At 35.2% G+C, this 15,371-nt stretch carries 15 protein-coding genes and 1 pseudogene; 8 read left to right on the top strand and 8 right to left on the bottom strand.

From position 1 onward, the window contains the following. Nucleotides 1-36 precede the first annotated feature (36 nt). The 5 genes and pseudogenes from A6B44_RS04880 to A6B44_RS04865 all read left to right on the top strand — a co-directional run bounded on the left by A6B44_RS04880 (nt 37) and on the right by A6B44_RS04865 (nt 3,991). Nucleotides 37-1,047, top strand: a complete 1,011-nt coding sequence (locus A6B44_RS04880; RefSeq protein ID WP_090923299.1) for a TIGR00266 family protein — start codon at nt 37-39, stop codon at nt 1,045-1,047. Nucleotides 1,048-1,104: 57 nt separating this feature from the next. Next, nucleotides 1,105-1,716, top strand: coding sequence for a DUF2799 domain-containing protein (locus A6B44_RS04875; RefSeq protein ID WP_090923298.1), 612 nt, complete (start codon nt 1,105-1,107; stop codon nt 1,714-1,716). A 15-nt stretch (nt 1,717-1,731) separates the two neighbouring features. Continuing rightward, nucleotides 1,732-2,637, top strand: a pseudogene (locus A6B44_RS04870) (IS256 family transposase, variant Zn-binding type); the annotation flags it as partial. Between the two features lie 345 nt (nt 2,638-2,982). Continuing rightward, nucleotides 2,983-3,264: a lipoyl protein ligase domain-containing protein gene (locus tag A6B44_RS10840; protein WP_218061400.1), complete on the top strand. Its 282-nt coding sequence runs from the start codon at nt 2,983-2,985 to the stop codon at nt 3,262-3,264. After that, on the top strand, nt 3,179-3,991 hold the full coding sequence (locus A6B44_RS04865; RefSeq protein ID WP_218061399.1) for a lipoyl protein ligase domain-containing protein: 813 nt from the start codon (nt 3,179-3,181) through the stop codon (nt 3,989-3,991). The genes A6B44_RS10840 and A6B44_RS04865 overlap by 86 nt, the downstream gene beginning before the upstream one ends. Nucleotides 3,992-4,022: 31 nt before the next feature. Here the strand turns inward: A6B44_RS04865 and A6B44_RS04860 are convergent, their stop codons facing one another. The 7 genes from A6B44_RS04860 to yjgA all read right to left on the bottom strand — a co-directional run bounded on the left by A6B44_RS04860 (nt 4,023) and on the right by yjgA (nt 11,912). Beyond that, nucleotides 4,023-5,261 (bottom strand): multifunctional CCA addition/repair protein, encoded by a 1,239-nt coding sequence (locus tag A6B44_RS04860; protein WP_090921020.1) that lies wholly within the window; start codon nt 5,259-5,261, stop codon nt 4,023-4,025. A gap of 92 nt (nt 5,262-5,353) precedes the next feature. Next, nucleotides 5,354-5,845, bottom strand: coding sequence for a peptidylprolyl isomerase (locus tag A6B44_RS04855; protein ID WP_090921019.1), 492 nt, complete (start codon nt 5,843-5,845; stop codon nt 5,354-5,356). Nucleotides 5,846-5,933: 88 nt separating this feature from the next. Then, on the bottom strand, nt 5,934-6,461 hold the full coding sequence (gene priC / locus A6B44_RS04850; protein WP_090921017.1) for a primosomal replication protein PriC: 528 nt from the start codon (nt 6,459-6,461) through the stop codon (nt 5,934-5,936). A gap of 123 nt (nt 6,462-6,584) precedes the next feature. After that, on the bottom strand, nt 6,585-7,379 hold the full coding sequence (locus A6B44_RS04845; protein WP_090921015.1) for a YdcF family protein: 795 nt from the start codon (nt 7,377-7,379) through the stop codon (nt 6,585-6,587). A 320-nt stretch (nt 7,380-7,699) separates the two neighbouring features. After that, the gene (gene pta / locus A6B44_RS04840; RefSeq protein ID WP_090921013.1) at nt 7,700-9,844 is read right to left on the bottom strand and encodes a phosphate acetyltransferase; all 2,145 of its coding nucleotides are present in this window, start codon (nt 9,842-9,844) and stop codon (nt 7,700-7,702) included. A 65-nt stretch (nt 9,845-9,909) separates the two neighbouring features. Further along, nucleotides 9,910-11,109 (bottom strand): acetate kinase, encoded by a 1,200-nt coding sequence (locus tag A6B44_RS04835; RefSeq protein WP_090921011.1) that lies wholly within the window; start codon nt 11,107-11,109, stop codon nt 9,910-9,912. 275 nt (nt 11,110-11,384) lie between these two features. After that, complete coding sequence (yjgA, locus tag A6B44_RS04830; protein ID WP_090921009.1) at nt 11,385-11,912, bottom strand: ribosome biogenesis factor YjgA; 528 nt, start codon at nt 11,910-11,912, stop codon at nt 11,385-11,387. A gap of 118 nt (nt 11,913-12,030) precedes the next feature. Between yjgA and pmbA the strand changes: the two genes are divergently transcribed. From pmbA to A6B44_RS04815, 3 genes are all read left to right on the top strand, one after another. Further along, on the top strand, nt 12,031-13,380 hold the full coding sequence (gene pmbA / locus A6B44_RS04825) for a metalloprotease PmbA (RefSeq protein ID WP_090921006.1): 1,350 nt from the start codon (nt 12,031-12,033) through the stop codon (nt 13,378-13,380). Between the two features lie 311 nt (nt 13,381-13,691). Then, nucleotides 13,692-14,027, top strand: coding sequence for a hypothetical protein (locus tag A6B44_RS04820; RefSeq protein ID WP_176673468.1), 336 nt, complete (start codon nt 13,692-13,694; stop codon nt 14,025-14,027). Further along, nucleotides 13,993-14,373, top strand: coding sequence for an HAD family hydrolase (locus A6B44_RS04815; protein ID WP_176673467.1), 381 nt, complete (start codon nt 13,993-13,995; stop codon nt 14,371-14,373). The genes A6B44_RS04820 and A6B44_RS04815 overlap by 35 nt, the downstream gene beginning before the upstream one ends. A gap of 34 nt (nt 14,374-14,407) precedes the next feature. On the opposite strand, the gene A6B44_RS04810 is transcribed toward A6B44_RS04815, so the two are convergent. After that, the gene (locus A6B44_RS04810) at nt 14,408-15,364 is read right to left on the bottom strand and encodes a catalase family protein (RefSeq protein ID WP_176673466.1); all 957 of its coding nucleotides are present in this window, start codon (nt 15,362-15,364) and stop codon (nt 14,408-14,410) included. Nucleotides 15,365-15,371 lie beyond the last annotated feature (7 nt).

Genomic DNA, 15,371 nt, shown 5'->3' with positions numbered 1-15,371 from the left:
TTTTGGCACTTTTAGTTATTAAAATAGGAGAAAATTATGCAATGGTATTTTATGATTAATAATCAGCAACAAGGACCTTTTGACAGTGCTGCGGCTCAACAAATGGCAGCAAAATATCCAAAAGCAATATGTTGGCGAGAAGGGTTGCCTGAGTGGGTACCTGTTGAAAGCGTTGATGAGCTGTCTAATTTAGATAAAATGGCACCACCTCCACCACCTAGAGGCTTTGGTGGAGGCGGTAAGGTCGCTGATGAAGTAGATTATGTTATCTACGGTGAAGATATGCAGTTTGTTGAAGTTGAACTTGATCCACAAGAAAGTGCAATTGCTGAAGCAGGGGCAATGATGTATAAAGATTCTAGTATCACGATGGAAACTGTGTTCGGTGATGGTTCACATAATGATAATGTGGGCGGTTTTATGGGTAAATTATTGGGTGCAGGTAAACGTTTGGTAACGGGGGAAAGTTTATTTACCACAGTATTTACTCATCAAGGACAAGGTAAAGCTCGTGTTGCTTTTGGCGCACCTTTCCCAGGTACAATTATTCCGTTATCTTTGGATAATTATGGTGGGCGTATTATTTGTCAAAAAGATAGCTTTTTAGCAGGTGCGAGAGGGGTTTCTATAGGCATTCACTTTCAAAAGAAAATTCTCACTGGATTATTTGGTGGTGAAGGGTTTATTATGCAAAAACTTGAAGGTGATGGTTTGGTCTTTATTCACGCAGGGGGAACGCTAAAAGAACTTGAATTACAGGCAGGACAGACTTTACACGTAGATACAGGATGTTTAGTTGCATTAACAGAAAGTGTTCATTATGATGTCGAGCAAGTGGGCGGTATTAAATCAATGATGTTTGATGGTGAAGGCGTTTTCTATGCTCGTTTACAAGGTCCGGGAAAAGTGTGGTTACAATCATTGCCGTTCTCTCGTCTTGCTGGTCGTATGTTACAGGCATCAAGTAGTACTAGTGGTAAAGGAGAAGGTTCTGCCTTAAACTTTTTAGGTGGTATCGGTGATTTACTTGATGGTGATAATGACTAAAAGTAAAAATTGTGGAGGTACTGATGATGTACCTCTCACTAAATTAAAGGAGGAAAAATGGAGAAGTATCAGAAACGAATTGGACAATCTCTGTTTTGGATTGTAGTTACGGGTATGCTTTGTTTATTGCAAGCTTGTACCCCTTCTTTAAGCAGAGAGCAGTGTTTGCGAGGTAATTGGCAAGCGATTGGTTATAATGATGGTGTACAGGGGCGTTATCCGAGTCGTATTGATGCTCATCAAGCAGCTTGTGCTGAAACGGGTGTTATTCCTAATTTTAGACAATGGGAAATGGGAAGAAAACAAGGCTTGGTTCATTATTGTACCGAAGTGAATGCAAGACGTTTAGGTGAGCAAGGATATAGCTTTAATAGTGTTTGTCCTCCACATCAAGCGGCAAAATTACAGCGTGTTTATGATAGGGCTTATCGTCAATATCAACGTAAAAAACAACGTGAAAAGGACAGAGCACAACTTAAAACATATCGAGAGGAATTGAGAAAGTTAAGAAGTGGCGATATGTTAGATTTTAAAACGGAAGCAGAAGCAAGAGAATATATGTTGCAACTGCAAAGAGAAATATTCGGCATAGTAGACAAAATAGTTGGTAAAAAATGGGTTAAAGCTTTATATTACTGTGCTTTAGCCCACTTTTTTGAAAATGAATAAAAAACTTGTCCTTTTTGTCATAAAACGAATATTCACAAATATGGTACCCAAAATAATGTTCAACGTTATAAATGCTCTATTTGTAATAAAACTTTTACCTTCAAAAAATCCTTAAATTCAAGCCAAATTTGGCTAGATTACACAGAAGGTAAACAAACCTATAAGCAACTAGCAATTAAATATAATTGCTCTGTTAGAACTATTCAAAGATATGTTTTAAAAGCCCCTAAAACGCCATTAAATATCCCACAAAATAATAAATTGAACTTAATGATGGATACCACTTTCTTTGGTCGAAATTTTGGTGTTCTCGTTTTTATGGACACTTTATCAAAGAAGGTAATTTATCATCAAATTGTGACAACAGAAAAAAATCTTTATTATCTATTAGCAATGAATAAATTAAGAGAAAAAGGCTATATTATTCAATCTATTACTTGTGATGGAAGACGAGGATTATTAAGAGATTTTTTAAATACGCCTGCACAACTTTGCCAATTTCATCAAATAGCAAATGTAATAAGGAAATTAACAAGGAACCCTAAATCTGAAGCGGGAAAAGAGCTAAAAATATTAGTTAAAACATTAAAAAATAGCTCTAAAAACGAGTTCTATATTAATTTACATTATTGGTATTTAAAACATAAAGAATATTTAAATGAACGCTCCGATAAAATAAATGAAAAGGGTAAATATCCTTTTAAACATCGTAATATAAGAAGTGCTTACAGGAGCTTAAAATATAATATGGATTATTTATTTACTTTTGAAAAATATCCTGAATTAAATATAGAAAAAACAACAAATAGGCTTGAAAGTTTATTTGGAGAACTTAAACGAAAACTATCTAATCATAATGGTTTAACCAAATACCATAAGATTATGTTTATAAAAGATTTTCTAAATAAAAGGAGTTGGTAATTATTTATAAAATAATAAAAACCAACTCATTTGTCTACTATGGGCATAGCTCCTCAAAATTACCAACTATTTTGTCTACTATGCCAATTATTCTATTAGAAAAAAGTATCCGAGAGAGTTATTATTAAATAATTCAATCATTGCATTTTCTCCTTTGTGGTGCAGAGGAGAGAATGAAAGCATTCATTATGCACATAATTCCTTGTTTTAGTTAAAAATAAATTCAAATATCCCCCCTAAAAAATCGTAAATTTTTAATAAGATGTGACCGCTTCATTTTTTATTTACTCTTTAAATGAGAATGATTATAATCTTGTTGTTAATATTAATGAAATAGGAAAAATAATGAGTAAAAAAATACGTATTCTAATTTCTGAGGTGACTAACCCTTGGTTTAATCTTGCAACTGAAGATTGGATTTTTAGTGAGTTAGATTCAGATTGTCATACTTTATTTTTATGGCGAAATGCTGAAACCGTTGTGATTGAGCGTAATCAAAACCCTTGGGTAGAGTGTAAGACTGATAAAATGGAGCAGGATAATGTTTATCTTGCACGACGTCAAAGTGGTGGTGGCGCAGTATTCCACGATTTGGGAAATACGAATTTTACCTTTTTATCTTCCTAAGCAAGATTACGATCAACAGGCTAATTTTAATATTATTATTAATGCGTTAAAAGATTTAGGTATTGAAGCCACCTGTTCAGGAAGAAATGATATTTTAGTTGATAATAAGAAAGTGTCTGGCAGTGCTTTTAAACATAAAATTGATCGTAGTTTTCATCACGGCACATTACTGGTGAATGCCAATATGACAAAATTAGGTGATTATCTGAACCCTCATCCATTAAAACTTGCTGCAAAAGGGATTAAATCTGTTCGCTCTCGTGTGGCAAATTTGGTTGAATATAACCCTAATATCGATCATCAGGTGATTTGTGAAGCCATTATTAAGCGTTTTTGCCAACACCATAACCAATATGTTGAAGCTGAAATTTTAGATCAAGAACAATTAGTGACGAATAGTTATCTAAATAAATATTATGAAATGATGGCTAATTGGGATTGGCGATTTGGTAAGACCCCTGAATTTACCCATCAAATGGAGACTCGTTTTGACTGGGGAATAATGGATTTACGTTTAGATGTAAAAAATGCCACAATCAATGATGCTATTATTTTTTCTGATGCATTAGATATTAATTTGATTGAGTCAATTAAAGAAGCCTTGTTAGGTTGTAGCTATCAAATGGATATAATTCATAAACAGCTAAGTTTACTGCTTCAAAAAAATAGTGATTGGGAAAAACCTATTAAGGAACTGGTTGAATGGCTGGGCAATGAGGTTTATTAATACTTATGCGCCTCTTCTTTTTTTGAAGAGGCTATGACAGTGAATTTTTATACTCAAAAATGGCTTTTTGACGTCTTTTATTTAACTCTTCACGAATAGCTTGTTTTTCAAAACCATCGGCAATGACCTGTTGAACATTCACTTGGTTTGCCACTAAATAAAGCTGTTTGGCATAGTCTCGTTGAGGATACTCTCTATTTTCAAAACCTAGACGCCCTTTGCTGTCAGCTTCACAAACCAGTAAAAAATCAAAAAAGCGCTCTGGTTTTCGCCATACATCAAACTTATTGAACACTTTCATTACCGTTTTAGGCTTTAATTCCATTATTTTATGGCAATGAGTGTGATATTCAGCGGTTAATTTTGCAAAATCTTTTAAATGAGTTGGGACTTTTAAACGATTAGCGAGAGTTGCTGAAAGTCCTACTCCACGTTTTTCGTGTCCGTAATGGTGAGGTAAAATTGCTTTATCTGTGGTACCTTTACCAAGATCGTGGCATAACGCACCAAATAACATCATTTCAGGATCACTGGCTTGTGTACTTAATTTTTTAGCTTGTTCTAACACCATTAGAGCGTGAATACCACAGTCTATTTCAGGGTGATGTTTTTCAGGTTGAATAATGCCAAAGAGTTGATTAATTTCAGGAAATAATACTTTTAATGCACCCACTTCTCTTAATATATAAAAATAAATATGTGGTGAAGGCGTATTAAAGGCTTTACGTGTTTCTAACCAAACTCGTTCTGCAGTTAAATGATCTAACTCTCCACAAGCGGTAAGATCTTTCATTAAATTTACCGTTTCTTCTGCAATACTAAAGCCTAAATGATGGAATCGAGCAGCAAAACGAGCTACTCGAAGCACTCGCAAGGGATCTTCTGCAAAAGCAGGGGAGATATGACGGAGAATTTTGTTATTTAAATCTGTTACACCATTAAAAGGGTCAAATAATTTACTACTGAGATCTTGTGCAATCGCATTAATGGTTAAATCTCGACGGATTAAATCTTGCTCTAATGTGATTTCAGGAGAGAAGTCACAAATAAACCCATTATAGCCCTTACCACTTTTACGCTCAGTTCGTGCTAATGCGTATTCTTCATTAGTTTTTGGGTGTAAAAAAACAGGAAAATCATTCCCCACTTGTTGAAAACCTTGCTCTAATAGGCGTTCAGGTGTTTCACCCACCACAAGCCAATCACGATCTTTAACAGAGAGGTTTAATAATTGATCACGGACTGCACCGCCGACAAGGTAAATTTGCATAGATAATATACGTAGAAACAAGGTATACCTTGTTTATTAAAATAAAAATAACATAAGACAGGGCATACCCTGTCTCTACGGTATTCGAATGATTATTCAACAGTGACTGATGTAATCACCACTTCTTCTTTTGGTACATCTTGGTGGAAACCACGATTACCTGTTTTCACACCCTTGATTTTGTCCACAACATCCATACCTTCAACCACTTCAGCAAATACGGCATAGCCCCAGCCTTGCATTGTTTCCGACTTATGATCTAAGAAAGTGTTATCTGCGACGTTGATAAAAAATTGTGCAGAAGCAGAGTGTGGTTCTGAAGTGCGAGCCATTGCCAGAGTACCACGCTTGTTGCTTAAACCATTATTTGCTTCATTTTTGATGGTTGCTTTGGTTTGCTTCTCAATAAAACCACTTTCCATTCCACCACCTTGAATCATAAAGCCATCAATAACACGGTGAAAGATGGTGTTATCGTAAAATCCTTCTTTGCAATAATCTTCAAAGTTTTTAGCTGAGATAGGTGCTTTGTCAAAATTTAATTCAACTTTGATATCGCCAAAGTTTGTATGTAATATAATCATTTTGTATCCTTTTATTAAAATATATAAGCGGTATTATTCTCTCATTTTTTTGCAAAAAGTGAAAGTAATGTTACCGCTTGTGATTATCTTATCTACTTTTTAATAACTCTTCTTCTGTTTTTTCAATGGCATCTAAACATTTTTGTTTGCGAAAATCGGTTTCTTGTAATTTAATCTGCCAGTAAGTTTTATCGTCCATTGTTTGAGCATCATAGCCTTGTTCAATAATCCAACTGATTTTATCATTAAGTAAACGCAATGCTTTTTTATATTCTTCTAAACGTTTTGACGGTCGCATTGCGTGAATATTTTTAGGGAAGCGGTACGATGATTGAAACTTTTTACGCATTTTTTCATTTTGATGAGTTTTATTTTTTAATCGTTCAATCCCTTTCTGTAAGGTACGATATTGTAAAATAAGCCTATCTGAATAAAATTCAGCCATATCATTTTGAGTGAGTTTAGAGAGTATTTGAGCCGTTTGTTCAATCTCGTTTACAAATTGTTGGACAGTTTGAGTTTGTTGTGAAAAACAATGAGTATAGATCGTTATAGATTGTGCCAAGTAAGGCTCAAATATTGCTAACTCGTGATGAATTGAATTTTTGAATGTCATAGTTTTAATATATCGCTAAAAAATGGTAAATTTTAAGCAAAATCTTACCGCTTATACTCTTAATTTACAATTGTTACTTTAATAAAAGCGACTTACAATAAATGTCTTATTTATACCAGATTTTTAATATTCTCTGAGTAGCCAACCACTAATAAATGCAAAATATTCCCGAAACCACGCATTAAAACGAATAGATAAAGGGGTAGTGCTTGCTACGGTAATAACATTATTATAGCCTTGCTTTTGGGCAATAGCTTTTGCTCGAATAGTATGGAAATCATTAGTCACAATAGCAATTTTATCTGTATTTGGACGAATTCCTCTATTGATTAAAATCGGCTGGCTAAATAATAAATTTTCCTCAGTACTTTGGCTTTTGTTTTCTTGATTAATCACTTTCATAGGAATACTATGCTGTTTCTGTAGATATTTTGCCATAACGTATGCTTCACTCACGTCACGTCCAAAGCCAACACCTCCTGCTGTAATAATTGTAGGCAAAGTAGGTTGTTGATGAATAATTTGCACAGCCTTATCTAATCGACTAGCAAGGGTTGGAGTTGGTTTATCACCGTTTACACCTGCACCTAAAATGATCACTGCTTGTATCTTTGTTGCAGGAGGTTGTGAGTTAATTTGTTTCACAAGGGCGAGTACAAAAATCACGAAACTAATCAACCAAATAATAAACAAGCTCCACAGTAGATACCACACTCTTTTTTTCCATTTATTTTGAGCGATAAAATCCTGAATTTTTTCCCAAAAAATAGCGTGAGCAACAAAAATCACGCCAATTAAAAAAGGAACAACTGTGCCAAAATTGAATTTTAGAAATAAAAATAATATAGAGCAGTCAATTACCAGTATCATACCGATAATGAGCAAAATGATACGTCCAGTTTTAAGAAATAAACTCATTATATTTTATAAATTTGTGGGATTATCTTAATGAGTATTCAGTATAACAAATAAATAGGTAGGAAGGGATATTATTAACCCTTTTTAAACTCAAAAACAGGGTAATGCTCCCTCCCTAGCCCTCCCCCGCAAGCGGAGGAGGGAAATTTGTTGGTAAAAGTCCCACCCTCGCAAGTGAAGGAGGTTCGCTGGTAAAAATCCCACCCTCGAAAGTGAAGGAGGTTCGCTGGTAAAAATCCCACCCTCGCAAGTGAAGGAGGTTCCGCTGGTAAAAATCCCTCCCTCCGCTTGCGGGGGGAGGTTAGGAGGGGGGTAAAAAACTAACCTTGTGTCGCTTGAATTGCAGTTAATGCGATTGTATAAACAATATCATCAACCAATGCACCACGAGATAAGTCGTTTACTGGTTTACGCATACCTTGTAACATTGGTCCGATCGAAACAAGATCTGCAGAGCGTTGTACTGCTTTGTAAGTTGTATTACCTGTATTTAAGTCAGGGAATACAAATACCGTAGCTTTACCTGCAACTGGAGAGTTTGGTGCTTTAGAGCGAGCCACATCTTCCATAACGGCAGCATCATATTGTAAAGGTCCATCAATAATTAAATCTGGACGTTTTTCTTGTGCGATACGCGTTGCTTCTTTTACTTTTTCAACATCTGCACCAGAACCTGATGTCCCTGTTGAGTAAGAGATCATCGCAACACGGGGTTCAACACCGAATGCTTTTGCTGATTCCGCAGATTGAATAGCAATTTCGGCTAATTGTTCTGCATTTGGATCTGGGTTTACTGCACAGTCACCATAAACCAGTACTTGATCTGGCAATAGCATAAAGAAGATTGAAGAAACAATTGAGCTACCCGGTGCAGTTTTGATAATTTGCATAGGTGGGCGAATGGTGTTCGCTGTGGTGTGTACGGCACCGGATACTAAGCCATCCACTTCTTCTGCTTCTAACATCATTGTACCCAGAACAACATTGTCTAATAATTGCTCACGAGCAACAACTTCTGTCATTCCTTTATTTTTACGCAGTTCAACTAAACGATCAACATAGTTGTTACGGATAGTTGCAGGATCAATAATTGTTACACCTTTACCAAGTTGAACACCTTGAGCTTCAGCGACTCGTTTCACGTCTGCAACGGGTGCTAATAAAATACAGTCTGCAATACCACGTTCAGCACATAATGCCGCAGCTTTTACAGTACGAGGTTCATCACCTTCTGGAAGTACAATACGTTTTTTAGCTGCACGAGCAAATTCAGTTAACTGATAACGGAATGCGGCAGGGGAGAGATGTCTGGTACGTGCGGTATCATTAGTAATATTGGTAATAAATTCATTAGAAAGCTGTTCTGATACATATTGTTTGATTTTTTCAATACGCACTTTATCATCAATAGGTACTTCTAAACTGAAACTTTGTAGACTAAGGGCGGTTTGCCAAGTATTGCCTTCGATACGGAAAATAGGCACACCTTTTTCAAAAGCTTGCTGGCAAAGATTTCTCACTCCTAAATCTAATTTATAGCCGCCAGTTAATAAAATAGCACCAATTTCAATACCGTTCATAATAGAAAGTGCGGCGGCAATAATCACATCAGGACGATCGGCAGATGTTACGATTAATGAACCCGCTTTCATATGTTCGATCATATTTGGTAAACTTCTTGCACAGAAAGTAACACCACGAATACGACGAGTATGTAATTCACCTTCTTGAATAATGGTTGCACTTAAGTGTTTTGCAATATCAATAGCACGTGTTTCAATTAATTCAGGTTTCCATTCCACACAAGCGAGTAGTTTCACTTGGCTTTTTGCAAATAAACGATGTAATTCTTTTATATTTATATTGCGATTTAAATGTTGGAATGAATCAAAAATTTCTGTTAAGTCAGGACGAGTTCGTCCCGTTTCATCAACAGGCGCATTAAATTTATTAATAATTACCCCTAATAAATTAGGATTATTACGTCCACCAAATTCAGAAGCAGCAACATCCACTCGCTCTTTTAATTGTTCTGGTGTATCTGTTCCAGGGGTTGCCACTAAAATAATTTCAGCATCTAAAGTTTGTGCAATCTCATAATTGATATGATTTGCATAAGCACTTCTACGTGTTGGAATAACACCTTCAACCACAATAATTTCATTATTTTTAGCGATTTTTTGATGGTGTTCAACAATTTTTTCTAATAACACATCGGTTTGATTTTCACCAATTAATGTTTCCGCATCACTTAACATTATTGGTGTTCCCACTTCAACAGTTTGTGATGTTTTGATAATACTTGTTGAGCGATCTAGTTCATCACTTCCACTTATTGGTTGAGAGATTGGCTTTAAAAAACCTACTTTGGCACCTTTTTGTTCAAGTGAATGAACAAATCCCAAACTCACACTGGTTAAACCCACACCAGCAGTAGTTGGAATAAGGATAATAGTTCTAGACATTGTATAAGTTCCTATGGTCAATAAAAAGAAAAAACCTACCTTTGAGGTAGGTTTTAATAGTTAAATTATGCAGTTAGCTTAGCTGTATCTCGTGCAATTACTAATTCTTCATTTGTTGGAAGAACAATAGATACTGGTGTACCGTCTTTTGTAATTACGCCTGCGTTACCAAAACGTGCTGCTAAGTTTCTTTCTTCATCTAGTTGATAACCAAATAATTTTAAGTGATTTAAGGTTAATTCACGAACTAATGAAGAGTTTTCACCGATTCCACCAGTAAAGACAATCGCATCTAAGCGATCGCCAATAACCGCCATATAAGAACCGATATATTTCGCTAATTTATAGCAGAATACATCCAACGCACGTTTGGCTGCCGCTTCTTTATCATAATTGTCTTCTGCATAACGACAATCACTGGTAACTTCTGTTAAACCTAATAATCCAGATTTTTTGGTTAATGTTTGATTAATCTCTTCCATACTCATACCTAAAGTATCGTACATATAGAAAAGAATAGCAGGATCTAAATCACCACTACGCGTACCCATTACTAAACCTTCTAAAGGTGTTAAGCCCATTGAGGTATCAATACATTTACCATCACGAACAACAGCAATTGACGCACCATTACCTAAATGACACGTAATCACATTGATTTTATCTTCTGCAATACCTAATGTTTTTGCAGCTTCACGGCTAACGAAGTAATGGCTTGTTCCGTGAGCTCCATAGCGACGTACTCCATTTTCTTTGTACATTGCATAAGGAATAGCATATAAATAAGCTTCTTCTGGCATTGTTTGGTGGAATGCTGTATCAAAAACAGCAACGTTACGTTCTTTTAATTCAGGGAAAATTCTAAATGCTTCTTTAATTCCAATTAAATGAGCAGGGTTGTGAAGAGGCGCAAATTCAACCGCATCTTCAATACCTTTGATAACTTCATCGGTGATAACAGCAGATTCAGTGAATTTTTCTCCACCGTGAACAATACGATGACCGATCGCTGCAATACTCTGTTTTAATTCATCGGTTAAAATATTTTTTGCAAGGAAATCCAACGCTTGTGTGTGTGCAGCACCTGCACCTAAATCAGCACTTCCTTTTTCACCATTTAACTTCCATTTAATGCGAGCATCTTCAAGATGAAACGCTTCAGCAAGACCTGATAAGGTTTCATCACCCGTAACAGGATCAAGTACTGCAAATTTTAAAGATGAACTACCGCAGTTAAGGATAAGAATTAAATTTTTATTAGACATAAAATAGACCTATTTTAATTATTTATAAGTGGATAAAATTACACAATAAAATGTGCATTAGAAATTCTTGCATAGGATACACTTTTTAGCAGTTAAAATAAATTGTTATATCTTGATTATTATCAAAATTTTCAAAAAAAGTTTATTTTTTAAAATAAAGTTGAGAGTTGTTATTTTAATGAGTAACAAATCATAGCGGTAACATTATAAGAAAAATTTGCAAATTTTTTGATACAAGTGACCGCTTAAATTTATAACACATTGTTTTACAATATTTAATTTAACATTATACTTTTCAAATATTGGTAAATTTCACGAAAATTCTTAGGTGGTTTATTATTTTCTCTCTCTTTTAGAACACCACGTACCAAACTACGTAATTTTTGACGATCTAGCGTAGGGTAGTCAGTCATTAAATTATTAATCGCAGCATCACCTTGCTCAATTAACTGTTCACGAATAACTTCAATTTTATGTAACATTGCTTGCTGTTGTTTATGAGTATTATTCAATTTATCTAAGGCTTCTTGGATAGGTTCAACATCACATTGACGCAACAGTTTTCCAATATATTGGATTTGGCGACGACGTGCCTCCATTTTTAAACGTTGAGCCAATGTAATCGCTTCTTTTAAGTTTTCATTCAGTGGTACGGTATCAAGTTTAGCATTTGATAATTCAACAAGTTGAGTCCCTAATTTTTTTAAATCTTCTGCATCTCGTTTTATCTCACTTTTACTGACCCAAATGATCTCTTCTTCCTCATCTGTCCAATCTATTTCATTATGCTGTTTTTTCGCCATATCTATTCTCTGTATCTGTTAAATAGAGATAGTGTAACAAAATTTGCAAAAAATAGGGAAATTCATCGTGCTTTTTTGTTATTATTAACCGAGTTATAAATAAATTTAGGAATAAACTATGTCATTAGTGACGAAAGAAGAATTACAACAACAAAAAGAAACATTACAAGAAGCAGTCAGTTTTGCACTAAATATTGCAAAAAAAGCAGGGGCAGAGGCAGAAGTTGCCGTTACTAAAGTTACAGGATTATCAGTTTCCACTCGTTTAGAACAAACAGAAAATATTGAATTTAATAACGATGGATCATTGGGGATCTCTGTTTATTTAGGCAAATGCAAAGGCAATGCCTCTACTTCAGATCTACAACCAAAATCTATACAACAAGCGGTAGAATCTGCTTTAGCTATTGCAAAATATACCTCTGAAGATGAATGTGCAGGCTTAGCTGATAAAGAATTATTAGCCTTTGATCCCCTTGATTTAGATTTATATCATCAAGCAGATATCGACGTGGATCAAGCTGTTGAAATGGCAATTCAAGCCGAGCATTGTGCGTTAAATTTTGATAAACGAATTGTAAACAGTGAAGGAGCCACCTTTAATTCACACAGTGGTGTGAGAATGTATGGTAATACACACGGAATGTTGCAAGGTTATCTTTCAAGCCGCTATTCACTTTCTACCAGTGTGATTGCAGCTTATAATGATCAATTAGAGCGCGATTATGCTTATACGATTTCACGTGAATTTAATCAGTTACAATCACCACAGTGGGTAGGTGAACAGTCAGCAATGAGAGCAGTAAAACGCTTAAATCCTCAAAAATTAAGCACCAGAGAAGTCCCTGTGATTTTTGCCAATGAAGTGGCAACGGGTTTAATTAGTCATTTAGCAACGGCGATCAGCGGAGGTGCGTTGTATCGTAAAGCAAGTTTTATGCAAGATAAATTGGGCGAGCAAGTATTACCAAATTGGTTTGAAATTTCAGAACATCCCCATCTATTACGTCAATTAGCCTCATCGCCTTTTGACAGTGAAGGGGTTCGCACTCAAGATCGAGAAATTATCAAAGCAGGTATTTTAGAAACTTACCTTGTTACCAGTTATAGTGGACGTAAATTAGGATTAAAATCTACAGGGCACGCAGGGGGCATTCATAATTGGATCGTTAAACCAAATCGAACAGGCGGATTAGAAACCTTACTCAAAGAGATGGGAACGGGTTTACTTGTAACGGAAATGATGGGTAGTGCCATTAACGGTGTAACGGGAGAATATTCTCGTGGTGCATCAGGTTTTTGGGTAGAAAACGGCGAAATCCAATATCCCGTTGCGGAAATTACTATTGCAGGTAGATTGCAAGATATGTACCAAAATTTAGTTGCAGTGAGTGATGATGTGGAGTTGCGATCAAATATTCAAACAGGAGCGATATTGTTGGAGAGTTTGAAGGTTTCTGGGGAGTAGTTTTAAGGTAGGGGAGCATTAGCAAACATAGTTTGCGTATATGCTCCCGCTTCTCAATATGTGAATTTTTAGCAAATAATTCACGGGAGGATATTCCGTTCGCTTTGCTCACTCAATCCTCCCCTACGGAAAAGCTATATAAATAAAAATGAATTTTAGGCTCACTTTCTTTTGATTTTAAGCTCAAATATTTCATAATATGAGCTATAAAGATTTTATTAGTGAGCTTAAAATTATAAATTAAGAGAACAGTAAATATTTAGTTTTTATAGCGGTAAGATCTTTATCACTTTTTACAAAAAAGGAATAATATGAAATACAAAGGTTTTTTATTAGATATTGATGACACGATTTATGATTATACTTTTGCGAATAAAATTGCATTAGAGAATGTTGTACAGTTTTGTAAAACAGAGTTCAACCTTGATGAAAATGTGGTGAGAAATGCGTATGCACAATCTCGCCACACAACACATTATATTTTAAATGGTACAGGCTCTTCTCATAATCGATTGCTGTATATTCAAAAAATGCTTGAAGATTTGGGTATCAACCCACTGCGTTATGGATTACAAATATATAATATTTTACTGGGATACATTCCTAGAAAATATGCAGAAATTTCCTTTTGTGGACGAATTTTTTGATAAATTTGGTGAGCAGATTTGTTTTGTCACTGATTTAACCAGCCATATTCAGTTTAGAAAAATTCAGCAATTAGGTTTATCGGATAAAGTTAAATATATTGTAACCAGTGAAGCAACAGGACACGAAAAGCCACACCCTTTTATGTTTTTACAGGGATTACAAAAACTCAATTTACCGATAGAGCAAGTTTGTATGATAGGGGATAGCGTTGAGAAAGACATTTTAGGGGCGAGAAATATTGGGCTTGACGCTTTTTGGTTAAACTTAGCAAATAAAAAAAGCGAGTATAACGATAAAGGAATTATCGAAATACACACTTTTTCAGATCTTAAAAATTATCTTTAAATACATAGGTGTGGAAACGTATTTTTGTTAAAATTTAATATGATTTAACTGCTTCAAACACTATCATACTTGGTTCAATTAACCGCTCTTGATTTGTTCTATGGCGATAGTTTGATAATGTTTTGTAGATTTCAATTCTTGCTCGGTTTAGTCCGCCTAATGGCTTATGTGCTTTGACGGCATTTGCTGGTGAAAAAGAAAGTTGTTCAGCAAGTGCAAAGCGTTCAGGTGTATTCATTGTTTGCTGTGGAATAGTTAAGATTGCCACTTTAATAAAAGGACTTTTCCATTGCACGCTAGCATCTTCTATCGGTGTTTGCTTTTCATCAATAAATTTTTGCACATAAAAATCAAAGGTTACACTCTCCTTTGCCAAATGGTTTGCCATATTATCGGTTAAATAGTTGTCGGTTAGGGGAGTCGGTAATTTACTTTTAAATGTAGAAGTCGGCACGATTTTATATTTAACTTGTGTGTTACCAAACTGATAGGGCGTGGTACTCCAATAAGAAATATCCAGTGGGCTAGTGTGATTCTTCACGCCATTTGCTAAGGCTTTTAATACACCTAAATTTCCTGTTAAAGCAAATTTTAAACCCAGCACGACACTATGCCACTCAATTGAATAATAGACTGCATCTCTAAATAATTCAACGGTTCCCAATGGCATTGTTTCATTAGACATCAATAGAAAATCTTGGGTATGTTGCTCGGTATTAAAACGTTGCCCTTCTACACCAATAAGTTTTATTGCAAAACCTCTGAAATCTTTTTCTTTATCAGACTGAATACTACCACTCGCATTCGATACTCTAATCAAACTGTTATAGGTTTTCCCAGCTTGAAAAACCTCAGTTTGTAATTCAGTAGGCAGGTTATCTAGTACTTTAAATTCTGCTGTTAATAATCCCAATGTTTTTGGGTGAGCATCTCGTTTGGTGTTACCATTTTGATAATCTCGCGCCATTTTGTTTTGCAGGATTTCAGTCATTTCAGCA

This window comes from Pasteurella skyensis (assembly GCF_013377295.1).
GTDB lineage: Bacteria > Pseudomonadota > Gammaproteobacteria > Enterobacterales > Pasteurellaceae > Phocoenobacter > Phocoenobacter skyensis.
Note: the sequence above shows the minus strand (reverse complement) of the source record. Positions and strands in the feature narration are given on the sequence as shown.